The following is a 25,818-nucleotide window of genomic DNA, read 5'->3' as shown; positions in this document are numbered from 1 at the left end:
ATGCAAAAAACCACCGACCCGCGCCTCATTCTGCTGAGTCCGGAAGACAACTGCCTGATCGCCGGCGCGCGTTTGCCGGCTGGCGAAACGCTGATGATCGAAGGCGAGTCCGTCACGCTCGCGACGACCATCGAGCTCGCGCACAAGCTCGCGCGGCGGGCGTTGTCGAAGGACGAAAAGGTGCTGCGCTACGGCGCGATCATCGGCCACGTGAATGCCGATGTCGCGTGCGGCGAGCATCTGCATACGCACAATCTGGAAAGCGACTACATCCCGACATATACGCACGACGCCGGGCACGCTTACGTACAGCACTGAAGAACACTCATGAACAGTCCCGCACTGCAAGGCTATCTCCGCGCGGATGGCAGGAAGGGCATCCGCAATGTCGTCGCGGTGGCGTATCTCGTCGAGTGCGCGCATCACGTCGCGCGCGAGATCGTCACGCACTTTCGGCCATCGTTCGATGATTTCGATTCCTTCGATCCGCAAGCCGAATCGCCCGTTCATCTGATCGGCTTTCCGGGCTGCTACCCGAACAGCTACGCCGAAAAGATGCTGGAGCGCATCTGCACGCATCCGAACGTCGGCGCGGTGCTATTCGTATCGCTCGGTTGCGAGAGCATGAACAAGCACTATCTCGCGGATGCCGTGCGCGCGAGCGGGCGGCCCGCCGCCGTGCTGACGATCCAGGAAAAAGGCGGCACGCGCAGCACGATCCAGAACGGACTCGACTGGGTGCGCGAGGCGCGCGCGACGCTCGCGGCGCAACAGAAGGTGCCGATGGCGCTCGACGAACTGATCGTCGGCACGATTTGCGGCGGCTCGGACGGCACGAGCGGCATCACGGCGAATCCGGCGGTGGGCCGCGCATTCGATGCGTTCATCGATGCGGGCGCGTCGTGCGTCTTCGAGGAAACGGGCGAGCTCGTCGGCTGCGAGTTCCATATGAAGCGGCGCGCGGCGCGGCCCGAGCTCGGCGACGCGATCGTCGAATGCGTGCAGAAGGCCGCGCGCTATTACACGACGATGGGCCACGGCTCGTTCTCCGTCGGCAACGCGGACGGCGGGCTGACGACGCAGGAAGAGAAATCGCTCGGCGCGTATTCGAAGAGCGGCGCGTCGCCGATCGTCGGCATCATCAAGCCGGGCGATGTGCCGCCGACGGGCGGGCTCTATCTGCTCGATGTCGTCCCCGATGGCGAGCCGCGCTTCGGTTTTCCCAATATCAGCGACAACGCGGAGATCGGCGAGCTGATCGCGTGCGGCTGTCACGTCATCCTCTTCACGACGGGGCGCGGCTCGGTGGTCGGCTCGGCGATATCGCCGGTCATCAAGGTCTGCGCGAATCCATCGACGTATCGCAATCTGTCCGGCGACATGGACGTCGACGCCGGCCGGATCCTCGAAGGCCGCGCGACGCTCGACGAAGTAGGGCGCGAAGTTTTCGATGTCACGGTTGCGGTGGCGGCGGGCGCGGCGTCGAAGTCGGAGGCGCTCGGGCATCAGGAATTCATCCTGACTTACAAAACCTTCGAACCGGTCGGCCCGGCGTGTTTGCCCGGCGGCGCGGGACGCGTTACTGTGGCGTCTCGCACCGTGGAGATCGTTTCAAACTGAACGTATCGACTGAGGGTCGCACACATGACTGGAGACACCCAGGCAGTTTCGCGCCGGCGCAAGATCGGCCGCACGGCGCTGGAAGTCACGGCGCTGTCGCTCGGCACCGCGCCGCTCGGCGGGCTGTATCACGAACTGACGGAAGACGAAGCGCGCGCAACCGTCGATGCCGCGTGGTACGCCGGCATCCGCTGCTTCGATACCGCGCCGCACTATGGTCACACCAAGGCGGAGCATCGTCTGGGCGATGCCCTGCGGCGCCATCCGCGCGGCGATTTCGTCATCTCGACGAAAGTCGGCCGGCGCTTCGTCCCGCGCACGACGCCTGACGACGGCAGCGAAGGCTGGGCCGCGCCGCTGCCCTTCCAGGCGATCTACGACTACACCTACGACGGCATCATCCGCTCGTTCGAAGACAGCCAGATGCGGCTCGGCATGATCGATATCGATATCGTGCTGATTCATGACATCGGCCGCGTTACGCATGGCGAGAAGAACGCGCATTACTGGAAGCAACTCACCGACGAAGGCGGCTTTCGCGCGCTCGAAGAGTTGAAGAAGTCGCGCGGCGTGAAGGCGGTGGGCCTCGGCGTGAACGAAGGCGCGGCGGTGATGGAAGCGATGGCCGAATTCGACATCGACTGCGCATTGCTCGCGGGCCGCTACACGCTGCTCGAACAAAACACGCTCGACGATCTTCTGCCCGAATGCGAAAAACGCGGCGTGAGCATCCTGCTCGGCGGCGCGTTCAATTCGGGCATTCTCGCGCGCGGTCTCGATGCCAACGCGCACGGCGATCTCAAGTTCAACTACGGCGATGCGCCGAAGGACATCGTCGAGCGCGTCGGCAAGCTGGAGCGCGTATGCCGCGCGCATGGCGTCGCGCTGGCGACCGCGGCCATCCAGTTTCCTTATGCGCATAAAGTCGTGGCCACGGTGCTGATGGGCGCGCGCACGCCGGATGAAGTGCGCGAGAACGCGGCATCGTTCGCGACGCCGATTCCGCCTGCGCTATGGGACGCGTTGCGTGCAGAAGGTCTGCTTCACGCGAACGCGCCGGTGCCGCGATGAATATCGACTCGCATCAGCATTACTGGGATCCATCGCGCGGCGACTACGGATGGCTCACGCCGGACATGAAGCCGCTCTTTCGCGTATTCGGCCCCGACGATCTCGCGCCGCTTCGCGAGGCGGTCGGTGTTCAACGAACCGTCGTCGTTCAGGCTGCGCCGACACTCGAGGAAACGCGCTATCTGCTCGACCTCGCGCGCAATGACGAATCGATCGCGGGTGTCGTCGGCTGGGTTCCGCTCGATTCGCCCGATGCACCGAAGTTCATCGACGAATTCGCACGCGAACCGAAGTTCAAGGCCGTGCGCCCGATGTTGCAGGACCTGCCCGACGATACGTGGATCGCACACGCGCCGCGCGAAGACGCGATCGAACGCCTCATCGATCTCGATCTCGCCTTCGATGCGTTGATCTTCGCGCGGCATGTGCCCTCGTTGATCGAATTCGTGGAGCGATATCCGAGCTTGCGCGTCGTGGTCGATCATGGCGCGAAGCCGCCGATCCGCGATGGTCTTGCATCAGGCTGGCAACCCTGGGCCGATGGCATCGCGCAACTCGCCGCCTTGCCGCAAAGACTTCATTGCAAGCTCTCCGGCCTCGCGACCGAATCCGGGAAGAACTGGACTGACGAAACCTTGAAACCCTACGTCGCGCATCTTCTCGAACATTTCGGCGCCGAGCGTCTGATGTGGGGCAGCGACTGGCCCGTGCTCGACATGAACGGCAGTTACACTGCATGGCACAGCACGGCCCAAAACCTCACGTCGCATCTCGAAAAAGCCGCGCAGGCCGCGATTTTCGGCACGAACGCCCGCGCGTTCTACCGTCTCTGAAACGGCTGATATACCCGGCATGTCTCAAAAACACTTTCGACTGGAGCAGTAGATGGTACAAAGACTGGCAGGCAAGACGGCGCTGATCACGGCGGCGGGACAAGGCATCGGGCTCGCGACGGCCGAGCTTTTCGCGGCGCAGGGCGCGCGCGTGATCGCGACGGATATCCGCACGGAATCGCTCGAGGGGAAGTCTTTCGACGTACATCGGCTCGACGTGCGCGATCCGCAGGCGATCAACGCGCTGGCCGACGAAATCGGCGCGATCGACGTCCTCTTCAACTGCGCGGGCTACGTGCACGCCGGCTCGATTCTCGAAGCCAGCGAGGACGACTGGGATTTCGCCTTCGATCTGAACGCAAAGGCGATGTATCGTACGATTCGCGCGTTCCTGCCGAAGATGCTGGAAAAGGGCGGCGGCTCGATCATCAACATGTCGTCGGCGGCGTCGAGCGTGAAGGGCGTGCCGAACCGCTTCGTGTACGGTGCGTCGAAGGCGGCCGTGATCGGGCTGACGAAGTCCGTCGCCGCCGATTTCGTCACGCGCGGCATCCGCTGCAACGCGATCTGTCCCGGCACGGTGGAATCGCCGTCGCTGAAGGACCGCATCGCGGAGCAGGCGAAGGCGCAGGGCGCGAGCGTCGATCAGATTCAGGCTGCGTTCGTCGCGCGCCAGCCGATGGGGCGCGTCGGCCGCGCGGAAGAGATCGCGGCGCTGGCGCTCTATCTCGGATCGGACGAATCGTCGTTCACGACGGGCCAGATTCATGTCATCGATGGCGGCTGGTCGAACTGACCGCCCTCATTCTTTTTCCGAACCAGGAGGATCAAACCAGATGAAACTGCTTCGTTACGGCCCCAAGGGTCAGGAAAAACCGGGTCTGCTGGACGCCGAGGGCCAGATTCGCGACCTGTCGAAGGTCGTCGATGACATCGCCGGCGCGACGCTGACCGAAGCGGGCCTGGCGAAACTGCGCGCGGCCGATATCGCGTCGCTGCCCGTGGTCGACGGCAAGCCGCGCATCGGGCCGTGCGTGGGGCGTGTCGGCAAGTTCGTGTGCATCGGGCTGAATTATGCGGATCACGCCGCCGAATCGAATCTGCCGGTGCCGACCGAGCCGGTCATCTTCAACAAATGGACGAGCGCGATCAACGGCCCGGACGACGACGTCGAGATTCCGCGCAATTCGGTCAAGACCGACTGGGAAGTCGAGCTGGGCGTCGTGATCGGCAAGGAAGCGAAGTACGTCGACGAAGCGAACGCACTCGATTACGTCGCGGGCTATTGCGTGATCAACGATGTCTCCGAGCGCGAATGGCAACTCGAGCACGGCACGCAATGGGACAAGGGCAAGGGCTTCGACACCTTCGGCCCGATCGGCCCGTGGCTCGTCACGAAGGACGAAGTCGCCGATCCGCAGAAGCTCGATCTGTGGCTCGAAGTCGACGGCAAGCGCTATCAGAACGGCAACACGAAGACGATGGTCTTCACGGTCGCGCAACTGGTCGCGTATTTGTCGAAAGTGATGAGCCTGCAGCCCGGCGATGTCATTTCGACGGGCACGCCGCCGGGCGTCGGCATGGGCGTGAAGCCGAACGCGGTGTATCTGAAGGCCGGCCAGACGGTGCGCCTGGGCATTCAGGGCCTCGGCGAGCAGACGCAGAAGACCGTCGCTGCGCAGTAACGCACGCGCGCAGCCAACAAAAAACCTCGCCGCGGCGAGGTTTTTTGCGTTGGAGGACGGAGATTGAAGAATCAGGCGTGAAATACCGGTTCGGCGGGGACGCCTTCGCTGATGCGCGTGATCGTGCCCTGCGCGACCGCGACGAGCCGCTCGGCGCCGCCGTCGGTGACGAAGACGTCGCACTGGCAGGTCGCCTGCGTCATGCCCGCATGAACGACGCGGGCGCGGGCCATCAGCGTGCCCGACACGGCCGGACGCAGATAGTTGATCTTGTACTCGCCCGTGACGACCTTCGGCCCGAGCCGCAGCGCGCCCGCGAAGGTCAGCGCGTTGTCCACGAGATAACTCACCACCCCGCCGTGTACGAAGCCGTGTTGTTGCCTTAGCTCATCCCTGATGGTCAGGCACAGCGTGAGACTCGCTGAATCGACCTGCATCAGCTTGGTTCCGAGCAAGGCGCTGAACGGTTGCGCATTCAGCGCACCGCGCGCGATATCGACGATTTCGGCCATTCGGACACTCCTTGGGTGGGTTCGGTGCCGTCCTGCAAAGACAATAGGAAGCGTTCGCGCGCACTGCAAGGAAGTCACGCAAAAAATGTGCAATGGTGCGTTTCGGCTGACCTGCACGCTGCGCCGATGAAGTCGCGCGAAGGGCTCCGCATTGGATGCATTCGCATAGACCCGCCTTCGGGCAAACGATTCAAGCTTTTCGGCGCGACTGCCGTAAACCCGCACTGTCCCCGCACTGGCGGGCCTCATTTCGGAAAGCGTGGGTGCAAGTGATGTTCGGAAAGATCAAGGTTTCATCGGGTTTGCTCGCAGTACTGGTGGTGTTCTGTCTCTTTCAACTGGTGACCGAAGGGCTCGGCTTCTGGTCGCTCTCGCGTACGCATGACGATGTCGGCAGCCTGTCCGATATCGCCTTGAAGCAGGTCAACGCGGTCAACAAGACCACGCAGCATCTGATGGACGCGCGCATCAACCTTTCGCGCGCGGGCACGCGTATGGTGCGCGGAGGCACCGAGCCGACGGAAATCGTTCAGCACGCGCGCGAGCAGATCGCGGCGGCCGACAAGTCGTTCACCGCGTTCCTGAACGCGCCGAAGACCGGCGAGGAAAACACCGCGCGCACGACCGCGCTGCAGGCGAAATACGCCGAATATTCGAAGGCGCTGAGCGAGCTCGTCCAGCATCTCGACGCCGGCAATATCCAGGCGTTTCTCGATCAGCCGACGCAGGGTTTCCAGGACCGCTATCTCGCGGAACAGCAGAACTTCGTGAATTTCGGCGATGAAGCGGGCCGCGGCTATCTCTCGTCGATCGACACGCGTTACGCGTGGTTCCGCGCGGTGGGCATCGTGATTCTGGTGGCGCTCGTCGCGGGGATCGCGCTCGTGCACGTCGCGCTGCGCCGTGGCGTGATTCAGCCGCTGGAGGAAGCGGGCCGCCATTTCGAGCGCATTTCGAACGGGCGTCTGGACGAGCGCATCGAAGATCGCGGCACGAACGAGATCGGCCGCTTGTTCGCGGGACTCGCGACCATGCAGGCAAGCGTCGCGAGCACCGTGAAGACCGTGCGCGAGACGTCCGATTCCATCAACTTCGGCGCCGATGAAATCGCGAGCGGCAACGCCGATCTGTCCGCGCGCACGGAGAATCAGGCGGCTTCGCTCGAAGAAACCGCATCGAGCATGGAAGAGCTGACGGCGACGGTGCGTCAGAACGCGGAGCACGCGCGCGAGGCGAACACGCTCGCGGGCGAAGCGCTGAACGCGACGTCACGCGGTTCGAGCGTGGTGGACGATGTCGTCGAGAAGATGCGCGGCATCGCGTCGAGTTCGGACAAGATCGCGGAGATCATCTCGGTCATCGACGGCATCGCGTTCCAGACCAACATCCTCGCCTTGAACGCGGCCGTCGAGGCGGCACGCGCGGGCGAGCAGGGGCGCGGCTTCGCGGTCGTGGCGGGCGAAGTGCGCGGCCTCGCGCAGCGCTCGGCGCAATCGGCGAAGGAAATCAAGGAACTGATCGGCGAATCGGTCGCGCAGGTGAGCGACGGCTCCGTGCTCGTCGAGCGCGCGGGCGCGGCGATGCGTGAAGTATCGGCGTCGATTTCGCGCGTCACGCAGATGATGGCGGAGATCAGCGCGTCGTCATTGGAGCAGAGCGTGGGCATCGAGCAGGTCAATCAGGCCGTCACGCAGATGGACGAAATGACTCAGCAAAACGCGGCGCTCGTCGAACAGGCCGCGGCGGCCGCGTCGTCGCTGCACGAGCAGACGCGGCAACTGAAGGCGGCTGTCTCGGTGTTCCAGCTCGCCTGAGCGGGTTCAGAGCGGCAGCGCCGCGTACGACGTCGCGAGGTGATACGGCGTCGTCGACGGCATTTCGGCGCGGCTGATCTCGCCCTGAGCCGAGCGGCATTCGACCCAGCCGGTTTCATGCAGAAAGCGCGCGCGAAAACGCTCGATTTGTGCACCGACGGCATCGCCGCGCGTGGCCAGCGCGCGCAGATACTCGGTCTGCGCCCAGATACGCTGCGTGCCGTCGATCACATGGCCGGCTTCGTCGATGGCGGCTACCACGCCGCCTGTTTCCTTATCGACGCCCCATTGCCGGGCGAAATCGAACGCACGCGCGAGTCCTTCGTTGAGCCCTGCCGCCTCGAACGCGGGATGTCCGCTGCCGAGCGCCAGAAAGTACCACTCGAACTGATGCCCCGGCTCCAGCCGGTTGCCCGCCGTGCCCATCGGCAATTCGGCGATGGAACCGCTCGGCGCGTGCACGAACGCGTCCGCGACGGATTGCGCGAGCAGCGCGAGACGCCGGTCGTAGGCGGCGTCGCCGGTTGCGTCGCGCGCGGCGAGCCACGCTTCGGCGAGATGCATGAGCGGGTTCTGCAACGGCGTTTCGATCGTCGCGCCGAAATCCTCGGCAAGCACCGCGTTCAGCAGATCGCCGCCGCTCGAAAAGCGCACTTCGACGAGCCGCGACGTTTCATCGAGCAGCGCGAAGGCGTCGGCGGAACCGCTCTTCTTCGCGTAATGCGCGCACGCGAAAACGACGAACGCATGCGTGTAGAGATCCTTTTGGCGTTCGAGCGGCGCGCCGCCTGCATCCACGCTGTAGAACCATCCGCCGTTCTGCTTGTCCTGAAAATAGTGCCTTAGCGACTCGAAGAGCGTTGCGGCGTGCGCGAGATCGCCGGCTTCCGAGAACACGAATAGCTGGCGCGCGCAGGCCATCGCGCGATAACGCTTCGGCGGCAGCGGCGCATGATCGCCCGGCGCGACGGATTCATACGCGAGGCCGAGCGTCGCGTTGAAACCGGGCCCGCGCCATATGGGCAGCACGGTGTTCGCGTAATGCGCGCGCAGCTGTGCGGCGGAGTCCGGGTTCGTCGATTGCATGAACGACGAAGCGTTCGATTGCTGATCCTGCATGAGAACACTCTTATTGTTTCGAGGGGCGCGCAGCCTTGCGCGGCACACGCAACTGGAAAGAATAGCAAACGCGGCCCGAAGCGCGGCGCGTCTTTGGGCTTCTCACCGCGAGGAGGACTAAAACATGTTGGGAAATATGGAACTGGTGTCGCGACTCGTGATGGCCGCCGCGCTCGGCAGCGTGATCGGCTTCGAGCGCGAGCGCCTCTCATGGGCGGCCGGGCTGCGGACGCACATGCTCGTGTGCGTCGGTTCGGCGCTCATCATGATCGTGTCGGCGTACGGCTTCGCGGATGCGCTGAAGTACGAACACGTCGTGCTGGATCCGTCGCGGGTCGCGGCACAGGTCGTGTCGGGCATCGGCTTTCTCGGCGCAGGCTCGATCCTGCTGCGCGGTGAAATCGTCCGCGGGCTGACGACGGCCGCGAGCCTCTGGTCGGTCGCGGCGATCGGGCTGGCGGTCGGCGGCGGGCTCTACACGGCGTCGATCGCGGCGACGGCGATCATCCTGATCATCCTCGCGGGCATCAAGCCGCTCGAACGCCGCTTCATCAGCGTGAAGCAGCGCCGGCAACTGACGATGCTCGTCGATCGCGGCTCGCTCTCGTTTCATGCGCTGCACGAAGCGCTAGGCCCTGGCAGCGTGCGCGTGAAGCAGTTCGTCGTGCAACAAAGCGACGATTCGCCCGATCTGGACGAGGTGCGGGTGGAACTGTCGCGCGCATCGGCGATGGAATATCAGGCGATCTGCGAACGTTTGCGGCAACTCGATGTGGTGCGCGAGTTTCGCGAGGACGATGCGACCTGAAATCGCCGTCAGGATGCTGGTTTGCGCACGCGGCCATGCGACAATGCGGCCTCTCGAAATAATCGCCGAAGCGCCGGCGTGCCTTGTGCGCCGGCCATAGAGGCCGCCGCCTTTCGAACCTATGCCAGATTCCGCAGTAAAGAGAGATCCCGACGCGCGCCGGGGCGACTCGGCCGCACCGTCCCGTCGCCGGCGCGCAGCGCAAACGCATGAAGTGCAGGTCACGCAAGTCAGTGTCGACACCGAAAAGAAGCTTGCCCGCGCCGCGCGCTCGGCGCAGCGTCTCGCGCAGTTGAGCGAAGGCGCGCGCGGCGGCGAAACGCTCGACCTGTTCGCCGAAGACGCCGAACGTGCGCATCTTCAGGCGATGAACACCGATATCCGCCAGGGCACGTTCGAAGGTTTCGAGTTGCCGGACGTGTTTCTCGCGGCGGTGCAATCGAACGGGGGAACGGCGTCGCCGGGCGGCAATTCGGCCGATTCCGCCGTCGCGAAACGCACGGCGCGCGCAAGCGTGACGGCGCTCGCGCCAGCGCAGGGCCTGTTTCAGGACGATTTGCCCGATGTCGATACGCCGCGGCCGGACGAGAGCAGATCCGCCGGGAAGACCGGCGCGATCGCCGCTGCCGCGACGCGATCGGCGAGCATCAGTACTTGCGTCGCTCCGGAGAGTGCAGCGCCGTCGCCGGCTGTGCTCGCGTCCGCGCTGATCGCGAGCGATCGACGTGATCGCGGAGATCGTGGGGAACGCAACGCCGCTGAGCCGCTCGCGAAGGCCAGCGCCCGCGACGTCGTCGCGCCCGAACTCGACCGCGCCCGCGCGACGGCGTTCGCGGACACCATCGACGCGCTCTATGCGGTGATCGCCGAGCAGCGCACGTCCGCCGCGGCGCACTCGCGTCGCATGAAGACGATGCTGACGATCATCGTCTGCGTGATGCTCGTCACGGTGGCGACCGGCATCGCGCAGACGGCCGTGTTGCTGCGCATGAGCCACGACGGCAAGTTGCAGCAGGACCGCACGGAGCAGTTGATGCTCAACCAGCAGGCGACGCTCGCTTCGTTGTTCGACACCGATTCCGCGACCGTCGGCATGCAACGCGCGCCCGCAATCGCGCGCGATTCCGAAGACGCCTCGCCGATGCAGCCCGTCAGCGCCGCGCAGCCTGATTCCGCGCTGAAAAAGCACGTTCGGCACGCGCATCACCACGCCATTTCCTCCGCACGCTGATCCTCGCTGTCACATTCCCGCGACACCCCGCTCCGCGGCGGCGTGTCGCGGCTTCGTTCGCCTTGTCATCCGATGTCCGCCACGCGGCCCTTTCCGGCCCGTCCCTCTTTTTCGAATAGCCCAAATCGGCAATTTGGTAGAAAAACTACCAGGTTTCTTCCAAGAAATGTTGCATTGCACTAGAAATTGCTTAGGGGTAACCCTATAATTCTCTCTAAGGGAAAACCCTCTATCACTAACCGGAGTCAGTCATGAGCTACCTCTTCGCCCTGCTGCAAAAATTCGCTTCGATGTTCGAATCGGCGCACCTGCCGATGGACAAAGACTACTCGTATCAAGCACGTTTCCGTGAATCCGAGCGTCAACGCAAGGCACGCGGCACCGCTTTCGGCATCCGTCTGTAATGCGTAGCTGAGGCGGCGCGGGAAACAGAACACAAGCAATACACGACGGCACACGCCGTACGACCCGCCCGCCAGTTTCTCCTGTTGTTGTAGTTTTTCTAGCAGTTTTCATACAGCTTCGGCTTTCTTGCCGGACGCATCCCGCTCCCGCGATTCGCGCGCGACGCCAGTTTCTCTTTCCTTTCGTCTTGCCGACGGCCACATCGCAAGCCGCCTGCATCGCAAAATGACCTCGCGACTTGTATCTGCGCGACACGTCGAAAATCGCAAGATCGTTCACTTCATTCCCCGCAAACCCTTGTCCAGCAAGGCTCCGCTTCCGGATTGGCACTTTCGTCCTTATTCCGGTGTCGTATTTCCACATGTGGTTGTCGCAAATAGTCGGCTGATGTGACTTTTTTCTGGCAACTATGTATGCACAGCGCGGACGAGCGTCCGCCCACGCCAGGAGATATTCGATGAATTCCCCCAAGGTCGTAGTCGAAGGACTATGCAAAGTATTCGGCAATAGTCCCAAACAGGCGCTGGACATGCTGGCCGGAGGCGCAACGAAGGAAGAAGTCTTCAAGCGCACCGGACAGATCGTCGGCGTCCATAACGTCTCCTTCGACGTCAAGGAAGGCGAGATTTTCGTGCTCATGGGCCTGTCCGGCTCGGGGAAATCCACGCTGATCCGGCTCATCAACCGGCTGGTCGAACCGACTGCCGGCAAGGTACTGATCGACGGCCGCGACGTGGCCTCCGTGCCGCGCTCGGAACTCACGTCCCTGCGACGCAAGGACATGAGCATGGTGTTCCAGTCCTTCGCGCTGATGCCGCAGCGCACCGTTATTTCGAACGCCGCGTTCGGCCTCGAGGTCGCGGGCGTCGGCAAGAAAGAGCGCGAGGCGCGCGCGATGACGGTGCTCGAGCAGGTCGGCCTCGCGCCGTTCGCGCAGAAGCTGCCCGCGCAACTTTCCGGCGGCATGCAGCAGCGCGTGGGGCTTGCGCGCGCACTGGCGGTGAATCCATCGTTGATGATCATGGACGAGGCGTTCTCCGCACTCGATCCGCTCAAGCGCAAGGAAATGCAGAACGTGCTGCTCGATCTGCAACGCGAGCAGCGCCGCACGATTCTTTTCGTGTCGCACGATCTGGAAGAGGCGATGCGCATCGGCACACGCATCGCGATCATGGAAGGCGGCCGCGTGGTGCAGATCGGCACGCCGCAGGAAATCATCACCAATCCGGCCGACGATTACGTGGAAGCGTTCTTCGAAGGCATCGACACGAGCCGCTATCTGACCGCGGGCGATCTGATGCAGACGGACGCCGTGCCGCTCATGAAGCACGCGCCGCAGATCGACGCGTCGAGCGTCGCGGCGACGCTCAACGGCAGCGCCGACTACGCCTTCGTGCTGGATGCACAGCGCCGTATCCGCGGCTTCGTCGGACGCGATGCAAATGGCAACGCCGCGTCGCAGGTCAACCCCATCGAATGCGTCCAGCGCAGCATGGCGCTCGATGACGTCGTGAATCGCGTGGTCGCCAGTCCGGCGCCGCTGCCGGTCGTCGAAGCAGACGGTTCGTATTGCGGCTCGATCAACAAGGCCAATGTCCTGAAGGTTCTTACGCACCATCGAGGTTCCCATGTCTGAAATCATTCCGCTTGGCACTTGGGTGGACCACGGCGTCCACTATCTCCTCGATCACGACGCGAAGACCTTCGACTCCATCGGCAAGGTCATCGAAACGTTCGCTGCTGCGATCGAGCACGGCCTGCAGGCCATTCCGATGTGGCTGCTGATGGCGATCTTCGTCGGCATCGGCTTGTGGCGCGTCGGCTGGCGATTCGCCGCGTTCGTGCTGGCTTCGCTACTGCTCATCTACGCGACGAACTTCTGGGATCAGATGGTCATCACGCTGGGCCTCACGTTGTCGTCGACGTTCATCAGCCTGTTGCTCGGCATTCCGCTCGGCATCTGGACCTCGAAGAGCAAGTACGTCGAAATGGGCGTGCGTCCGGTCCTCGATCTGATGCAGACGATGCCCGCCTTCGTCTATCTGATTCCGGCCGCGATGCTGTTCGGCCTCGGGCGCGTGCCGGGCATTCTGGCCACCGTCATCTTCGCGATGCCGCCGGCTGTGCGTCTTACCGCGCTCGGCATCAAGCAGGTGAATCGCGAGATCGTGGAAGCGGGTCAGGCGTTCGGCTGCACGCCGTGGCAATTGCTCTACAAGGTGCAGATTCCGAACGCGCTGCCTTCGATCATGACCGGCGTGAACCAGACGATCATGATGGCGTTGTCGATGGTCATCATCGCGTCGATGGTCGGCGCGGGCGGTCTGGGCAACGACGTGCTCGCATCGATTCAGCGTCTGGATATCGGCCTCGGCTTCGAGAGCGGCTTGTCGGTGGTGTTGCTGGCGATCATTCTCGACCGCATCACCGAGAGCTTCGGACGTTCGCCCGGCATGGCGCGCGCCCCGCTGTTCTCCGGTCTGAAGAGCGTGATGAAAGTGCGCCGCGAACCGGCGACGCAACAAAGCTGACAAGGTCCGACCCATGAAGCGCGACGCGATCGTCCCAGCGGTTACCGATTCACCGTTGTCCAATCTCGCGCACTTCGGCTTTCTCACACTGCCGAACTTCTCGATGATCGCGTTCACGAGCGCGGTCGAGGTGCTGCGCATGGCCAATTACGTGGGCCGTGAGCAGCACTATCGATGGTCGATCATCACGCCGGAGGGCGAGCCGGCGCGCGCGAGCAACGGCATCACCGTGAAGCCGACAGTGACGCTCGACGAGGCGGGCATGCCGGACGTGCTGATCGTGTGCGCGGGCTGGCATGTCGCCGATTATGTCGATGATAAGGTGATCGAACTGCTGCGCCGCGCGCATGAAGCGGGCATTCCGCTCGGCGGCATCTGCACCGGGCCGTATGCGCTGCTCGCGGCGAAGCTGCTCGACGGTTATCGCTGCACGCTGCACTGGGAAGACATGTCGCCGGTCAACAAGCGCTTCCCGCATGTGCGATTCGCGGACGAGCTCTTCGTGATCGATCGCGATCGGCTGACTTGCACGGGCGGCACCGCGCCGCTCGATCTGATGCTCAATCTCGTCGGCATGCGGCTCGGACAGGCGCACGCCGCGCAGGTATCGGAGCAGTTCATTGTCGAACGCATACGCGGATCGACGGACTATCAGCACATTCCCGTCGATGCGCGCGTCGGCTTCTCGCGTGCCGAGCTTGTCGAAGTGGTGCGGCTGATGGAGGCGAACATCGAAGAGCCGCTGTCGCTCGAAGAGCTTGCGCGCCTCGTGCATCTGTCGCAACGGCATCTGCAGCGCATGTTCAAGATGTTCCTCAACGTATCGCCGACGCATTACTACCTGACGCTGCGTTTGCGCCGCGCCCGCGAACTGTTGCGCAACACGGATGCGTCGATCGCGCGTGTGACGAGCATCTGCGGGTTCCATTCGCCCTGTCACTTCAGTAAGGCGTATCGCGCGCAGTTCGGGCACGCGCCGAGCGTGGAGCGCCGCTTGTCGGCCTGAGGTCTTTCTGGTCTGTTTTCTTCGGTTCGTGCGGGCTTTCGAGTCGCGCGCGCGGGCCGCGCCATGCCTTCAAAAAATGGGAGAGAGATACATGAAACGTTTGTGGATCGCGTCGATGATTGCAGCGATGCTGTCGGGTGCCTACGCCGCGAATGCCGCCGAGCCCGCTGCGTGCAGGAACGTGCGCTTCGCCGATGTCGGCTGGACGGATATCGCCGCGACGACCGGACTTGCATCGACCGTTCTTCAGGGACTGGGCTATAACCCGACGAAGACGATCGCTTCCGTGCCGATCACGTTCGCGGGCGTGAAGAGCAAGCAGATCGACGTGTTCCTCGGTTACTGGTCGCCGACGATGGACCCGATGATCGATTCGTTCAGGAAAGCTAATCAAGTCAAAGTGCTGCCGACGCCGAATCTGACGGGCGCGAAGTACACGCTCGCGGTGCCTGACTACGCGTATCAGGCGGGCATCAAGAACTTCAACGACATCGCGAAGAACTACGACAAGCTGGATGGCAAGATCTACGGCATCGAACCCGGCAACGATGGCAACGCGCTCATCAAGAAGATGATCGACAACAACATGTACGGGCTCGGCAAGTTCAAGCTCGTGGAGTCGAGCGAGGCGGGCATGCTCGTCGAGGTGAATCGTGCGGTTCGCGAGAAGAAGCCGATCGTGTTCCTGGGCTGGGAGCCGCATCCGATGAACGTGCAGATGAAGATCGACTATCTCGCCGGCGGCGACGATGTGTTTGGTCCCAACTACGGCGAAGCGAAGGTGTTGACCGTCACGCCGACGGACTACGACACGCGTTGCCCGAATGTCGCGAAGCTCGTGTCGAACCTGCAGTTCACGACGGACATCGAGAACCACGTGATGCTGCCGATCATGAACAAGACCGATGCCAACAAGGCGGCGCGCGAGTGGCTCAAGGCGAACCCGGCGGTGCTCGATAAATGGCTTGCGGGCGTGAAGACGTTCGACGGGAAGGATGGGTTGCCGGCGGTGAAGGCTTACGTCGCCGGCAACTGAACGCAATGATGCGAAGAGGGTGCGTCAGCTCCGGTAATCGGGCTTCGCGCCTTCGATCATCCTCAACGCCGCTTCCCATTGCAGCGCCATGATCCCGTCGGACTCGTCCCGCCGATATTGCTCCGCCGTCACCTCGCAAACCTTCTGCGACGGCAGATTCAGTTCCGCATTGCCCGCCAGCGCGCGAATCTGAATCTCGCAGGCTCTTTCAAGGAAATACATCTCCTGAAACGCCTCCGCAATCGACTTCCCGCAGGTCAGCAAGCCGTGATTTTTCAGGATCATCGCGTTATGCGATCCGAGATCGTTGACGAGCCGATCCCGCTCCGCGAGATCCAGCGCGATCCCTTCGTAATCGTGATACGCGATGTGCCCGTAGTACTTCAACGCGTGCTGACTGATCGGCAGCAGGCCCTGCTTCTGCGCCGACACCGCCGCGCCCGCCGCCGTATGCGTATGGACGACGCAAAACACATCGGGTCGCGCCATATGAACGGCGGAATGAATCGTGAAGCCCGCCGGATTCACGCGATAGCGCCCGGGATCATCGCTTGCGCCCGCTTCGACCGGACGTCCCTCGCTGTCGATGCGCACCAGATCCGATGCGCGCATCTCGTCGAACAGCACGCCATAGCGGTTGATCAGGAAGTGATGATCCGGTCCCGGCACGCGCGCGCTGATGTGCGTGAAGATCATGTCGGTCCAGCGGAAGTGCCCGATCACGCGATAAAGCGCCGCCAGTTCGCAACGCACCTTCCATTCTTCCTGCGAATATCCGTGAGTCTCCATGCCGTTCCTCCTTGGATTGATGAGCCGCGGAAAACGTGAACAGATCCTGCTAGATCGCCTGGGCGCGGCCCGGGAAAGTCTCGTCGTAGTCCATTGCCTGAGCGGCTTCCTGCGCATCCGGCGCGCCGCCCTGCTCGCGATACATCATCGGCGGCAGGCCGAATTGCTTGCGGAACTCGCGGCCGAGATGCGATGCATCGGAGAAGCCGCAGCTCGATGCGATATCCGCCACCGTCTTGTCCGAGCTCGTCAGAAGCCACGCCGCCGTGCGCAGCCGCACCTGCTTCGCGTACGCCTGCGGCGCTTTACCCGTCTCCGCCTTGAAGAGGCGTTCGAGTTGCCGCGTCGACAGATCCAGCTTGTGCGCGAGTTCATCGAGCGTGAGCGAGCGCCCGACGTGCTGCTCCATCAGCAGGATCGCACGTTTCACCTTCGGATGCGTCGCGGGCGCGAGGCCCGGCGGATGCGGCTGCGGCGCATTGCCCTTCTGCATGTCATCGACGAGCAGGATGCGGAGCGCCTTTTGCACCGTCGCCGTTTCGAAGTGACGCAGAAGAATGGCGGCGGCGACATCGATCGATGCACGCCCGCCCGAACACGTGATGCGCCTTCTGTCGATCACGAACAGGCGGTCCGCGACGAGCGATTTCTCGTCGGCGTGCGGGAATCGCTCGATGAAGTCCCAGTAGTGAAACCAGCTCACGCAGATGCGATGCCCTTCGAGCACGCCCGCGCGCATCAGCGAAAACACGCCCGTGCACATGCCGACCATCGTCGCGTTCGCGGAGGCCGCGCGACGGATGAACTGCAGCGTCGCGTCGCTGGTGGCGGGGCCGGAATGCAGCAGGCCGCCGACCACCACGACGTAGTCGAACGGCTCGGCCTGATCGTAGGTTTCCCACGGCGTGATCTGAATGCCGCAGCTTGCGCGCACCGGCGCGAGCGTTTCGCCGATCACGCTCCATGAGCAGCGCACCGGACGGCTGAAATCGCCTTCGTCGGCGGACAGACGCAACAGATCGACGAAACCGGCGAACGCGGTCAGCGTGAAGTTCGGCAACAGGATGATGCCGAAGCGGATACGCGATTTCGATTGACCGTCGACGGAAGACGGCGGGAGAGGCTCTGCGGCATTCATGCGGGAGACATGCGGCTGGACGTTATCCAGCGAGCATAACACTCGCCCGTGAGCCTCGGGCGCGTGTCAGAAAGAGAACGCAGCCGGCGTCGTGAGACGGCGGCCGCGTGATTGCGAACGGATAAAAGCGGAGGCGCTTCAGCCGCCGAGCACGGCGAACCCCCACGCAAAGATGCAGCCGACGAGCGCGCCGGTCGAGCGGCCGAGCACGCTCGCGACCGCGTAATCGCCCCAGCGCTGCTCGACTTCGGCCTGCAACACGCCGAAGTAGCGCAGCACGGGATCGATCGAGCAGAGCAGCGTCAGCGCGGCCCAGACGGGCGCCTCACGCGCGAGCAAGCGATCGGCGGTAAGGAGATCGAGTGCCTCGAGCGTGCCGACGACAGCCACGCCGACGACGAATGCGAAAGCCCAGGATTTGAAGAACTGATCGGGTAAGGCGTGAGTTTCCATCGATGCAAACCAAAGAAGCGAGAGAAGGCGGAACGTGGAGTGAAGCCGCCTGGCGCGGCTCATCCGGGAACTTGGGGAATATACCGATGAGCGTTCGCGCGACGATTCGGATCAGTCTCAAAAAAGCGGAAAGTGCAACGAAGATGCGCAAAAACGCGCCAGACGCGAAATGCTCTGTTAGCAGGACCGGCATTGATAGGTGTCGCGAAGCAGCGAACGCCCGCGAAATCGTCGCGAAAACATCGCCCGGATTGCGGCGAATCGAGCCCTGACGCCGCGGTCCCATTTCGATGGCGCTTTTGTTCTATCGGGTCTCTTCAGGGTTTGGTGCAATGAGCGCCATACCGAAACCACGGTCGCGCTCGTGCGCAACGCCAACCAGGGACAAACCCATGAATGTCAGCGTCTTCGATCTGTTCAAGATCGGCATCGGACCGTCAAGCTCGCATACCGTCGGGCCGATGATCGCGGCGTGCCGTTTCGCGTCGCATATCGAGGACGCCAATCTGCTCGCCTTCGTCACGCGCGTGCGCGCCGAGCTGTTCGGCTCGCTCGGTGCGACCGGCAAGGGCCACGGCACCGACAAGGCCGTGCTGCTCGGTCTCGAAGGCAATCTGCCCGACCTGATCGATCCCGACATGATCGCGCCGCGCCTCGCCGACATCCGCGCGACGAAGCGCCTGAAGCTGCTCGGCAAGCATGAAGTCGTGTTCGAGGAACGCGAGCACATCGGTTTCTATCGCAAGCTGATGCCGGGCGCGCCGGGGTCGAGCATCGTGCATCCGAACGGCATGCGCTTTCAGGCGTTCGACGAGAACGGCCAGTTGCTCGTCGAGAAAGAGTATTACTCGGTCGGCGGCGGCTTCGTCGTGAATCGCGAAGGCGATCGCGTGAACGGTCTGCGCGCGGCCAACACGGTGCCGCATCCGTTTCGCACCGGCGACGATCTGATGCGCGTGTGCCGGGAGACAGGTCTGTCTATTGCCGAAGTGACGATGCAGAACGAATGCGCGAATCGCACCGAAGCCGAAGTGCGCGAAGGCCTGCTCGCCGTGTGGCGCGTGATGGCCGCGTGCGTCGAGCGCGGCTGCAAGGAGCGCGGCGAATTGCCCGGCCCGATGCATGTGAAGCGCCGCGCAGCCGATCTCTCCGCTTCGCTGCGGTCGCGTTCCGAAGAGTCGCTACGCGATCCGTTGTCGATGCTCGACTGGGTCAATCTCTATGCAATGGCCGTCAACGAAGAAAACGCGGCGGGCGGCCGCGTCGTCACCGCGCCGACCAATGGCGCGGCCGGCGTGATTCCCGCCGTGCTGCACTACTACGTGAAGTTCATGCACGGCTCGAACGACGACGGCATCGTGCGCTTCCTGCTCACCGCGGCCGCCATCGGCATCATCTACAAGGAAACGGCTTCGATCTCCGGCGCGGAAGTCGGCTGTCAGGGCGAAGTCGGCGTCGCATGCTCGATGGCCGCGGCCGCGCTCGCCGCCGTGATGAACGGCACGCCCGCGCAAGTGGAAAACGCCGCGGAAATCGGCATGGAACATAACCTCGGCATGACCTGCGATCCCGTCGGCGGCCTTGTGCAGATTCCGTGCATCGAGCGCAACGCGATGGGCGCGATCAAGGCGATCAACGCCGCGCGCATGGCGATGAAAGGCGACGGCACGCACTACGTGTCGCTCGATTCGGTCATCAAGACGATGCGCGAAACCGGCGCCGACATGAAGACGAAATACAAGGAGACGTCGCGCGGTGGCCTCGCCGTCAACGTCATCGAATGCTGAATTCAGGACCCCACGAAGGAAGAGAAACACCATGAGCCGCTATTCCATCTTCAGCCTCTTGCGCAACGGCATGTCGTATCACGAGAACTGGGAGCGCCAGTGGCGAAGTCCCGAGCCGAAGCGCGAGTACGACGTGGTGATCGTCGGCGGCGGCGGTCATGGTCTCGCGACCGCGTATTACCTCGCGAAAGAGCACGGCATCACGAACGTCGCGATTCTCGAGAAGGGATGGATCGGCGGCGGCAATACCGCGCGCAATACGACCATCGTGCGCTCGAACTATCTGTGGGACGAATCGGCCGCGCTGTACGAGAAAGCGATGAAGCTGTGGGAAGGCCTCTCGCAAGATCTCAACTACAACGTGATGTTCTCGCAGCGCGGCGTGATGAACCTCGCGCACACGCTGCAGGACGTGCGCGATACGGAACGCCGCGTGAACGCGAACCGCCTGAACGGCGTCGATGCCGAGTTCCTCACGCCGCAGCAGATCAAGGAAATCGAGCCGACGATCAACCTCAACAGCCGCTATCCGGTGCTGGGCGCGTCGATTCAGCGGCGCGGCGGCGTCGCGCGTCACGATGCGGTGGCCTGGGGCTTCGCGCGCGGCGCGGACCGCGCGGGCGTCGACATCATTCAGAACTGCCAGGTCGTCGGCATTCGCCGCGATGGAAGCCAGGTGACGGGTGTCGATACGACGAAGGGCTTCATCAAGGCGAAGAAGGTCGCGGTCGTCACGGCCGGCAGCACGACGACGCTCGCCGACATGGCCGGCGTGCGTCTGCCGATCGAGAGTCATCCGCTTCAGGCGCTCGTTTCCGAGCCGATCAAGCCGGTCGTGAACACGGTGATCATGTCGAACGCGGTGCACGCGTACATCAGCCAGTCCGACAAGGGCGATCTCGTGATCGGCGCGGGCGTCGACCAGTACGCGGGCTATGGACAGCGCGGCAGCTTCCACATCATCGAAGGTACGCTGGAAGCGATCGTCGAGATGTTCCCGGTGTTCTCGCGCGTGCGCATGAATCGCCAGTGGGGCGGCATCGTCGATGTCTCGCCGGATGCATGCCCGATCATCTCCAAGACCGACGTGAAGGGACTCTACTTCAACTGCGGCTGGGGCACGGGCGGCTTCAAGGCGACGCCGGGCTCGGGCTGGGCCTATGCGCACACGATCGCGAAGGACGAGCCGCATGCGTTGAACGCGCCGTTCTCGCTGGATCGCTTCTATACCGGCCATCTGATCGACGAACACGGCGCGGCTGCCGTGGCTCACTAACCGCATCGAGGAAAAGAAACATGTTGCTGATCGAATGCCCCTGGTGCGGGCCGCGCGCCGAAACCGAATTCTCCTGCGGCGGCGAAGCGGATATCGCGCGTCCGCTCGACACGGAAAATCTCACCGACAAGGAATGGGGCGACTACCTTTTCATGCGCAAGAATCCGCGCGGCGTGCATCGCGAGCAATGGATGCATGCGCAGGGCTGCCGGCGCTGGTTCAGGGCGCAGCGCGATACGGTGAGTTATGAAATCCAGGGCTACGAGACGTTCGACCGTCCGCTGGCTGTGATGCAAGACAACGGAGGCACGTCGAAATGAGCCAGAAAGACCGACTCGGCATGGGCGGGCGCATCAATCGCGCGATCCCCGTGACCTTCACGTTCAACGGCAAGACTTATCACGGTTTTGAAGGCGATACGCTCGCGTCTGCGTTGCTCGCGAACGGCGAGCGCTTCGTCGCGCGGAGCTGGAAATATCACCGTCCGCGCGGGATCATCACCGCGGGCGTGGAAGAACCGAATGCAATCGTGCAGCTTGAAACCGGCGCGTACACGGTGCCGAATGCCCGCGCCACGGAAGTCGAGCTGTACCAGGGTCTGGTCGCCGCGAGCGTGAACGCGAAGCCGAACATCGAGAACGACCGCATGGCGGTCAATCAGAAGATTGCGCGCTTCATTCCCGCGGGCTTCTACTACAAGACGTTCATGTGGCCGCGCAAGTTCTGGCCGAAGTACGAAGAAGTGATCCGCGATGCGGCGGGCCTCGGCGAAGCGCCGAAGCATCTCGATGCCGATCGCTACGACAAGTGCTTCGCGCACTGCGATGTGCTCGTGGTCGGCGGCGGCCCTTCGGGTCTCGCGGCGGCGCATGCGGCGGGTCTGTCGGGCGCGCGCGTGATTCTGGTCGACGATCAGCGCGAACTCGGCGGCTCGCTGTTGTCGTGCCGCGCGGAGATCGACGGCAAGCCCGCGCTGCAATGGGTGCAGAAGCTCGAAGCCGAACTGCGCAAGATGCCTGACGTGAAGATTCTTTCGCGCAGCACGGCGTTCGGTTATCAGGATCACAACCTCGTCACGATCACGCAGCGCCTGACTGACCATCTGCCCGTTTCACGGCGCAAGGGCACGCGCGAACTGATGTGGAAGGTGCGCGCGAAGCGCGTGGTGCTCGCGACGGGCGCGCACGAGCGTCCCATCGTCTTCGGCAACAACGATCTGCCGGGCGTGATGCTGGCCTCCGCGGTGTCGACGTACCTGCATCGCTATGCGGTGCTGCCGGGCCGTCAGGCCGTCGTCTTCACGAACAACGACGACGCCTATCAATGCGCGCTCGATCTGAAGGCGGCAGGCGCCGAGGTGACCGTCGTCGATCCGCGTCCGGCCGAATCGAAAGGCGCCTTGCCCGCAGCGGCCCGCCGCTACGGCGTGCGCGTGCTGAACAACGCGGTGATCACCGTTGCGCGCGGCAAGCTGCGCGTGGCGTCGGTGGAAGTGGCTTCGTATGCGAAGGGCGAGGTCGGCCCGAAGCAGACCGATCTGCAATGCGACCTCGTCGCGATGTCGGGCGGCTGGAGCCCGGTGCTGCACCTCTTCGCGCAATCGGGCGGCAAGGCGCACTGGCACGACGAGAAGGCGTGCTTCGTGCCGGGCAAGGCGATGCAACTGGAAAGCAGCGTCGGCGCATGCGCGGGTGAGTTCTCGCTGGCGCGCGGCATCCGCTTCGGCGGCGATGCCGGGGCGGAAGCGGCGCGTGCGGCGGGTCATATCGTCGTGAAGCCGAATCCCGTGCAGGTCGCTGAAATCGTCGAAGCGCCGATGATGCCGCTGTGGATCGTCGGCAACCGGGACATGTCGACGCGCGGCCCGAAGCAGTTCGTCGACTTCCAGAACGACGTGTCCGCGGCGGACATCTATCTGGCGGCGCGTGAAGGCTTCGAATCCGTCGAGCACGTGAAGCGCTATACGGCGATGGGCTTCGGCACCGATCAGGGCAAGCTCGGCAACATCAACGGCATGGCGATTCTCGCGCAGGCACTCGGCAAGACCATTCCCGAGACCGGCACGACGACGTTCCGCCCGAACTACACGCCTGTCACCTTCGGCACGTTCGCGGGCCGCGAGCTCGGCGAGTTTCTCGATCCGGTGCGCAAGACCGCGATTCACGAATGGCACGTCGAGAACGGCGCGATGTTCGAGGACGTCGGCAACTGGAAGCGTCCGTGGTATTACCCGAAAGCCGGTGAGGACATGCACGCGGCGGTCGCGCGTGAATCGCTCGCGGTGCGTCAGAGCGTCGGCATTCTCGATGCATCGACGCTCGGCAAGATCGACATCCAGGGCCCGGATTCCGCGAAGCTCCTGAACTGGATGTACACGAATCCGTGGAGCAAGCTCGAAGTCGGCAAGTGCCGCTACGGCCTGATGCTCGACGAGAACGGCATGATCTTCGACGATGGCGTGACGGTGCGCCTCGGCGAACAGCACTACATGATGACGACGACCACCGGCGGCGCGGCGCGCGTTTTGACGTGGCTCGAGCGCTGGCTGCAGACCGAATGGCCCGACATGCGCGTGCGTCTCGCATCGGTGACGGATCACTGGGCAACTTTTGCGGTCGTCGGCCCGAATAGCCGTAAGGTTCTGCAGAAGGTGTGCCACGACATCGACTTCGCGAACGCATCGTTCCCGTTCATGAGCTATCGCGACGGCACGGTGGCGGGCGCAGCGGCGCGCGTGATGCGCATCAGCTTCTCGGGCGAGCTCGCGTACGAAGTGAACGTGCCGGCCAACGTCGGACGCGCGGTGTGGGAAGCGCTCATGCTGGCGGGCGCGGAGTTCGACATCACGCCGTACGGCACGGAAACGATGCACGTGCTGCGCGCGGAGAAGGGCTACATCATCGTCGGTCAGGATACGGACGGTTCGATGACGCCTTACGACCTCGGCATGGGCGGGCTGGTCGCGAAGTCGAAGGACTTCATCGGCAAGCGTTCGCTGACGCGTTCGGACACGGCGAAGGCCGGGCGCAAGCAGTTCGTCGGCCTTCTGACCGATGATCCTTCGTTCGTGCTCCCGGAAGGCGCGCAGATCGTCGCGGGTCCGTTCCAGGGCGACACCGCGCCGATGCTCGGTCACGTCACGTCGAGCTATTACAGCCCTATTTTGAAGCGTTCGATTGCATTGGCCGTCGTGAAGGGCGGCCTCGAGAAGGTCGGCGAATCGGTCATGATTCCGCTCGCGAACGGCAAGCGCATCAACGCAAAAATCACCAGTTCGGTGTTCTACGACAGCGAAGGAGCACGTCAGCATGTTGAATGAGATCAAAGGTTCCTCGACGGTCGTCGATCGCGCAATCAGCGGACAGGCTCTGAGCGGCACGTGGCAGGAGTCCCCGCTCGTCGGCGCCGATGCGTTGATGAAATCGCATCAGAGCGGCTCGCCGAAAAAGTTTCGTCTGACGGAGCGGCCGTTCCTCGAACTCGTGAACGTGCGTGGCGACACGCGTGATCCTGCGTTCGTCAAGGCGGTGCAGAACGTGATCGGCTGCACGCCGCCCGAGAAGGCGAACACCATCGCGCGCGGCAACGGCTACACGATGCTGTGGCTCGGCCCCGATGAATGGCTCGTGCATTCGGATACGGCGCACGACGCATCGCGTCCCGCGCCGCTCGAAGCGACGCTGCGCGACGCGTTCGTCGGTCAGTTCTCGGCGGCGGTGGATATCGGCAGCGGCTATACGGTGCTCGACATCGATGGTCCGAAGACGCGTGAAGTGCTCTCGCGCGGCTGTCCGCTCGATCTGCATCCGAAGATGTTTGGTGAGGGGCAGTGCGCACAGAGCCATTATTTCAAGGCATCTTTGACGCTCGTGCCGCTCGGCGGCGATCGCTTCGAGATGATCGTGCGCCGCAGCTTCGCCGATTACTTCGTGAAGATGATGCTCGACGCCGCCGAGCCGCTGCTCTCATGAAGCCGTTCGAACCGCTCGAAGCAGGTGGGCAGGGCTGGCGCGTGATCGTCGATGAGTTGATCGTGAAAACGCGCGTCGGCTTGTACGAGCATGAACATGAAGGGCCGCAGCCCGTGTGCATCGATGCGAGCCTGAGGTATCGCGGCATGCCGCATGAATCGGACGATGGTCTGATCGATTACGAAGCGTGGTGCAATCGCGTGAGTGCGTTTCTTGAAACGAAGGGGCATACGCGTTTGCTGGAGACGCTCGCGGTCGAGATCGCGGCGCTTTCGTTCGAGGAATGGCCCGCGCTGGATGCGCTCACGCTCGTGCTGCACAAGCCGAAGATTCGCGAAGGCACGAAGCGGCTCGCGCTCGAACTCGACTGGCGTCGTGCGGATTTCGAAGCGTGGCGGTTGAGCGCTTCCGCGCATCAGATGCTAGTGCGATGAATGCGTCGCGCGATGCCGCCGCGCGACTTTCCGAGCGTGCGTGCAAGAGGCATGACGCGGATGCTGCGCTCGCGTTGCTCGATCGGAGTATTGCGCTGAAGCATCGGCGGATTGCGCTGATTCGCTATCTGCACGCGCAGTATCTCGATGCGCCGCTCGAAGCGCGGCATCATGAGTATGTGAAGGTGATTGCGTCGCGGTTGAGTGTGGAAGTATTGATGCAGATCGCGGCGGCGGCGCGAGCGCGGTTCGATGCGTGACATCCGTTGGATATGGATTCCGAAGGGGTATGAGGTAGG

General features: G+C 63.4%; 26 protein-coding genes. 21 read left to right on the top strand and 5 right to left on the bottom strand.

Going from position 1 to position 25,818, the window contains the following annotated elements:
- The 6 genes from IAG25_RS14115 to IAG25_RS14090 are packed head-to-tail and all read left to right on the top strand — an operon-like array spanning window position 1 to window position 5,209.
- Window positions 1-318 (top strand): UxaA family hydrolase, encoded by a 318-nt coding sequence (locus IAG25_RS14115; RefSeq protein WP_035502721.1) that lies wholly within the window; start codon window positions 1-3, stop codon window positions 316-318.
- 9 nt (window positions 319-327) lie between these two features.
- Window positions 328-1,620, top strand: a complete 1,293-nt coding sequence (locus IAG25_RS14110) for a UxaA family hydrolase (RefSeq protein WP_187605399.1) — start codon at window positions 328-330, stop codon at window positions 1,618-1,620.
- A 24-nt stretch (window positions 1,621-1,644) separates the two neighbouring features.
- A complete protein-coding gene (locus tag IAG25_RS14105; RefSeq protein WP_187605398.1) occupies window positions 1,645-2,691 on the top strand; it encodes an aldo/keto reductase in 1,047 nt (348 codons plus the stop codon).
- Complete coding sequence (locus tag IAG25_RS14100) at window positions 2,688-3,524, top strand: amidohydrolase family protein (RefSeq protein WP_187605397.1); 837 nt, start codon at window positions 2,688-2,690, stop codon at window positions 3,522-3,524. Before IAG25_RS14105 ends, IAG25_RS14100 begins: the two co-directional genes overlap by 4 nt.
- A 52-nt stretch (window positions 3,525-3,576) precedes the next feature.
- The gene (locus tag IAG25_RS14095) at window positions 3,577-4,320 is read left to right on the top strand and encodes an SDR family oxidoreductase (protein WP_187605396.1); all 744 of its coding nucleotides are present in this window, start codon (window positions 3,577-3,579) and stop codon (window positions 4,318-4,320) included.
- A gap of 40 nt (window positions 4,321-4,360) precedes the next feature.
- Window positions 4,361-5,209 carry an ureidoglycolate lyase gene (locus tag IAG25_RS14090; protein WP_187605395.1) on the top strand — a complete coding sequence of 283 codons (849 nt, stop codon included), beginning with the start codon at window positions 4,361-4,363 and terminating at the stop codon, window positions 5,207-5,209.
- Window positions 5,210-5,280: 71 nt separating this feature from the next.
- On the opposite strand, the gene IAG25_RS14085 is transcribed toward IAG25_RS14090, so the two are convergent.
- Entirely contained in the window at window positions 5,281-5,721 is a 441-nt protein-coding gene (locus IAG25_RS14085; protein ID WP_187605394.1) for a PaaI family thioesterase, read from the bottom strand.
- A gap of 272 nt (window positions 5,722-5,993) precedes the next feature.
- Between IAG25_RS14085 and IAG25_RS14080 the strand changes: the two genes are divergently transcribed.
- Window positions 5,994-7,535: a methyl-accepting chemotaxis protein gene (locus tag IAG25_RS14080; protein WP_187605622.1), complete on the top strand. Its 1,542-nt coding sequence runs from the start codon at window positions 5,994-5,996 to the stop codon at window positions 7,533-7,535.
- Between the two features lie 6 nt (window positions 7,536-7,541).
- Here the strand turns inward: IAG25_RS14080 and IAG25_RS14075 are convergent, their stop codons facing one another.
- Window positions 7,542-8,654: an AGE family epimerase/isomerase gene (locus tag IAG25_RS14075; RefSeq protein ID WP_187605393.1), complete on the bottom strand. Its 1,113-nt coding sequence runs from the start codon at window positions 8,652-8,654 to the stop codon at window positions 7,542-7,544.
- Window positions 8,655-8,778: 124 nt separating this feature from the next.
- Here IAG25_RS14075 and IAG25_RS14070 point away from each other — a divergent pair, with 124 nt between their 5' ends.
- The 7 genes from IAG25_RS14070 (at window position 8,779) to IAG25_RS14040 (ending at window position 15,671) form a co-directional block, all read left to right on the top strand.
- Window positions 8,779-9,462, top strand: a complete 684-nt coding sequence (locus tag IAG25_RS14070; RefSeq protein ID WP_187605392.1) for an MgtC/SapB family protein — start codon at window positions 8,779-8,781, stop codon at window positions 9,460-9,462.
- Window positions 9,463-9,676: 214 nt separating this feature from the next.
- Window positions 9,677-10,693, top strand: a complete 1,017-nt coding sequence (locus IAG25_RS14065; RefSeq protein ID WP_187605391.1) for a hypothetical protein — start codon at window positions 9,677-9,679, stop codon at window positions 10,691-10,693.
- A 251-nt stretch (window positions 10,694-10,944) separates the two neighbouring features.
- Complete coding sequence (locus IAG25_RS14060; protein WP_167357790.1) at window positions 10,945-11,097, top strand: hypothetical protein; 153 nt, start codon at window positions 10,945-10,947, stop codon at window positions 11,095-11,097.
- 458 nt (window positions 11,098-11,555) lie between these two features.
- Window positions 11,556-12,734 carry a quaternary amine ABC transporter ATP-binding protein gene (locus IAG25_RS14055; protein ID WP_035502693.1) on the top strand — a complete coding sequence of 393 codons (1,179 nt, stop codon included), beginning with the start codon at window positions 11,556-11,558 and terminating at the stop codon, window positions 12,732-12,734.
- Entirely contained in the window at window positions 12,727-13,629 is a 903-nt protein-coding gene (choW, locus tag IAG25_RS14050; RefSeq protein WP_035502690.1) for a choline ABC transporter permease subunit, read from the top strand. Before IAG25_RS14055 ends, choW begins: the two co-directional genes overlap by 8 nt.
- A gap of 13 nt (window positions 13,630-13,642) precedes the next feature.
- Window positions 13,643-14,635, top strand: coding sequence for a GlxA family transcriptional regulator (locus IAG25_RS14045; RefSeq protein ID WP_035502687.1), 993 nt, complete (start codon window positions 13,643-13,645; stop codon window positions 14,633-14,635).
- Window positions 14,636-14,726: 91 nt separating this feature from the next.
- A complete protein-coding gene (locus IAG25_RS14040) occupies window positions 14,727-15,671 on the top strand; it encodes a choline ABC transporter substrate-binding protein (RefSeq protein WP_187605390.1) in 945 nt (314 codons plus the stop codon).
- 24 nt (window positions 15,672-15,695) lie between these two features.
- Here IAG25_RS14040 and IAG25_RS14035 read toward each other — a convergent pair whose 3' ends face one another.
- The 3 genes from IAG25_RS14035 to IAG25_RS14025 form a co-directional block, all read right to left on the bottom strand.
- Entirely contained in the window at window positions 15,696-16,460 is a 765-nt protein-coding gene (locus tag IAG25_RS14035) for a class II aldolase/adducin family protein (protein ID WP_187605389.1), read from the bottom strand.
- Between the two features lie 49 nt (window positions 16,461-16,509).
- A complete protein-coding gene (locus IAG25_RS14030; protein WP_187605388.1) occupies window positions 16,510-17,598 on the bottom strand; it encodes a GlxA family transcriptional regulator in 1,089 nt (362 codons plus the stop codon).
- Between the two features lie 138 nt (window positions 17,599-17,736).
- Window positions 17,737-18,051 carry a hypothetical protein gene (locus IAG25_RS14025; RefSeq protein WP_187605387.1) on the bottom strand — a complete coding sequence of 105 codons (315 nt, stop codon included), beginning with the start codon at window positions 18,049-18,051 and terminating at the stop codon, window positions 17,737-17,739.
- A gap of 392 nt (window positions 18,052-18,443) precedes the next feature.
- Here IAG25_RS14025 and IAG25_RS14020 point away from each other — a divergent pair, with 392 nt between their 5' ends.
- From IAG25_RS14020 to IAG25_RS13990, 7 genes are read left to right on the top strand one after another with little or no spacing between them, the layout of a single operon-like run.
- Entirely contained in the window at window positions 18,444-19,838 is a 1,395-nt protein-coding gene (locus IAG25_RS14020) for an L-serine ammonia-lyase (RefSeq protein WP_187605386.1), read from the top strand.
- Between the two features lie 31 nt (window positions 19,839-19,869).
- A complete protein-coding gene (locus IAG25_RS14015; RefSeq protein ID WP_035502665.1) occupies window positions 19,870-21,114 on the top strand; it encodes a sarcosine oxidase subunit beta family protein in 1,245 nt (414 codons plus the stop codon).
- 20 nt (window positions 21,115-21,134) lie between these two features.
- On the top strand, window positions 21,135-21,434 hold the full coding sequence (locus IAG25_RS14010) for a sarcosine oxidase subunit delta (RefSeq protein WP_187605385.1): 300 nt from the start codon (window positions 21,135-21,137) through the stop codon (window positions 21,432-21,434).
- Window positions 21,431-24,433, top strand: a complete 3,003-nt coding sequence (locus IAG25_RS14005) for a sarcosine oxidase subunit alpha family protein (RefSeq protein ID WP_187605384.1) — start codon at window positions 21,431-21,433, stop codon at window positions 24,431-24,433. Before IAG25_RS14010 ends, IAG25_RS14005 begins: the two co-directional genes overlap by 4 nt.
- Window positions 24,423-25,085 carry a sarcosine oxidase subunit gamma gene (locus IAG25_RS14000; RefSeq protein ID WP_187605383.1) on the top strand — a complete coding sequence of 221 codons (663 nt, stop codon included), beginning with the start codon at window positions 24,423-24,425 and terminating at the stop codon, window positions 25,083-25,085. The genes IAG25_RS14005 and IAG25_RS14000 overlap by 11 nt, the downstream gene beginning before the upstream one ends.
- Window positions 25,082-25,519 (top strand): dihydroneopterin aldolase, encoded by a 438-nt coding sequence (locus IAG25_RS13995; protein ID WP_187605382.1) that lies wholly within the window; start codon window positions 25,082-25,084, stop codon window positions 25,517-25,519. Before IAG25_RS14000 ends, IAG25_RS13995 begins: the two co-directional genes overlap by 4 nt.
- The gene (locus IAG25_RS13990) at window positions 25,516-25,779 is read left to right on the top strand and encodes a hypothetical protein (protein WP_187605381.1); all 264 of its coding nucleotides are present in this window, start codon (window positions 25,516-25,518) and stop codon (window positions 25,777-25,779) included. The genes IAG25_RS13995 and IAG25_RS13990 overlap by 4 nt, the downstream gene beginning before the upstream one ends.
- Window positions 25,780-25,818 lie beyond the last annotated feature (39 nt).

The sequence above is a fragment of the Caballeronia sp. EK genome, assembly GCF_014384845.1.
GTDB lineage: Bacteria > Pseudomonadota > Gammaproteobacteria > Burkholderiales > Burkholderiaceae > Caballeronia > Caballeronia jiangsuensis.
This window is presented reverse-complemented; position numbering and strand designations above follow the sequence as displayed.

Bases quoted from the DNA above. Each gene is read 5' to 3' on its own strand.
- IAG25_RS14105 (WP_187605398.1), top strand. From the start codon at position 1,645: ATGACTGGAGACACCCAGGCAGTTTCGCGCCGGCGCAAGATCGGCCGC.
- IAG25_RS14095 (WP_187605396.1), top strand. From the start codon at position 3,577: ATGGTACAAAGACTGGCAGGCAAGACGGCGCTGATCACGGCGGCGGGA.
- IAG25_RS14025 (WP_187605387.1), bottom strand. From the start codon at position 18,051: ATGGAAACTCACGCCTTACCCGATCAGTTCTTCAAATCCTGGGCTTTC.
- IAG25_RS14080 (WP_187605622.1), top strand. From the start codon at position 5,994: ATGTTCGGAAAGATCAAGGTTTCATCGGGTTTGCTCGCAGTACTGGTG.
- IAG25_RS14090 (WP_187605395.1), top strand. From the start codon at position 4,361: ATGAAACTGCTTCGTTACGGCCCCAAGGGTCAGGAAAAACCGGGTCTG.
- IAG25_RS14000 (WP_187605383.1), top strand. From the start codon at position 24,423: ATGTTGAATGAGATCAAAGGTTCCTCGACGGTCGTCGATCGCGCAATC.
- IAG25_RS14040 (WP_187605390.1), top strand. From the start codon at position 14,727: ATGAAACGTTTGTGGATCGCGTCGATGATTGCAGCGATGCTGTCGGGT.
- IAG25_RS14100 (WP_187605397.1), top strand. From the start codon at position 2,688: ATGAATATCGACTCGCATCAGCATTACTGGGATCCATCGCGCGGCGAC.
- IAG25_RS14115 (WP_035502721.1), top strand. From the start codon at position 1: ATGCAAAAAACCACCGACCCGCGCCTCATTCTGCTGAGTCCGGAAGAC.
- IAG25_RS13995 (WP_187605382.1), top strand. From the start codon at position 25,082: ATGAAGCCGTTCGAACCGCTCGAAGCAGGTGGGCAGGGCTGGCGCGTG.
- IAG25_RS14085 (WP_187605394.1), bottom strand. From the start codon at position 5,721: ATGGCCGAAATCGTCGATATCGCGCGCGGTGCGCTGAATGCGCAACCG.
- IAG25_RS14030 (WP_187605388.1), bottom strand. From the start codon at position 17,598: ATGAATGCCGCAGAGCCTCTCCCGCCGTCTTCCGTCGACGGTCAATCG.
- choW (WP_035502690.1), top strand. From the start codon at position 12,727: ATGTCTGAAATCATTCCGCTTGGCACTTGGGTGGACCACGGCGTCCAC.
- IAG25_RS14035 (WP_187605389.1), bottom strand. From the start codon at position 16,460: ATGGAGACTCACGGATATTCGCAGGAAGAATGGAAGGTGCGTTGCGAA.
- IAG25_RS14075 (WP_187605393.1), bottom strand. From the start codon at position 8,654: ATGCAGGATCAGCAATCGAACGCTTCGTCGTTCATGCAATCGACGAAC.
- IAG25_RS14010 (WP_187605385.1), top strand. From the start codon at position 21,135: ATGTTGCTGATCGAATGCCCCTGGTGCGGGCCGCGCGCCGAAACCGAA.
- IAG25_RS14005 (WP_187605384.1), top strand. From the start codon at position 21,431: ATGAGCCAGAAAGACCGACTCGGCATGGGCGGGCGCATCAATCGCGCG.
- IAG25_RS14020 (WP_187605386.1), top strand. From the start codon at position 18,444: ATGAATGTCAGCGTCTTCGATCTGTTCAAGATCGGCATCGGACCGTCA.
- IAG25_RS14110 (WP_187605399.1), top strand. From the start codon at position 328: ATGAACAGTCCCGCACTGCAAGGCTATCTCCGCGCGGATGGCAGGAAG.
- IAG25_RS14070 (WP_187605392.1), top strand. From the start codon at position 8,779: ATGTTGGGAAATATGGAACTGGTGTCGCGACTCGTGATGGCCGCCGCG.
- IAG25_RS14015 (WP_035502665.1), top strand. From the start codon at position 19,870: ATGAGCCGCTATTCCATCTTCAGCCTCTTGCGCAACGGCATGTCGTAT.
- IAG25_RS14045 (WP_035502687.1), top strand. From the start codon at position 13,643: ATGAAGCGCGACGCGATCGTCCCAGCGGTTACCGATTCACCGTTGTCC.
- IAG25_RS14060 (WP_167357790.1), top strand. From the start codon at position 10,945: ATGAGCTACCTCTTCGCCCTGCTGCAAAAATTCGCTTCGATGTTCGAA.
- IAG25_RS14055 (WP_035502693.1), top strand. From the start codon at position 11,556: ATGAATTCCCCCAAGGTCGTAGTCGAAGGACTATGCAAAGTATTCGGC.
- IAG25_RS13990 (WP_187605381.1), top strand. From the start codon at position 25,516: ATGAATGCGTCGCGCGATGCCGCCGCGCGACTTTCCGAGCGTGCGTGC.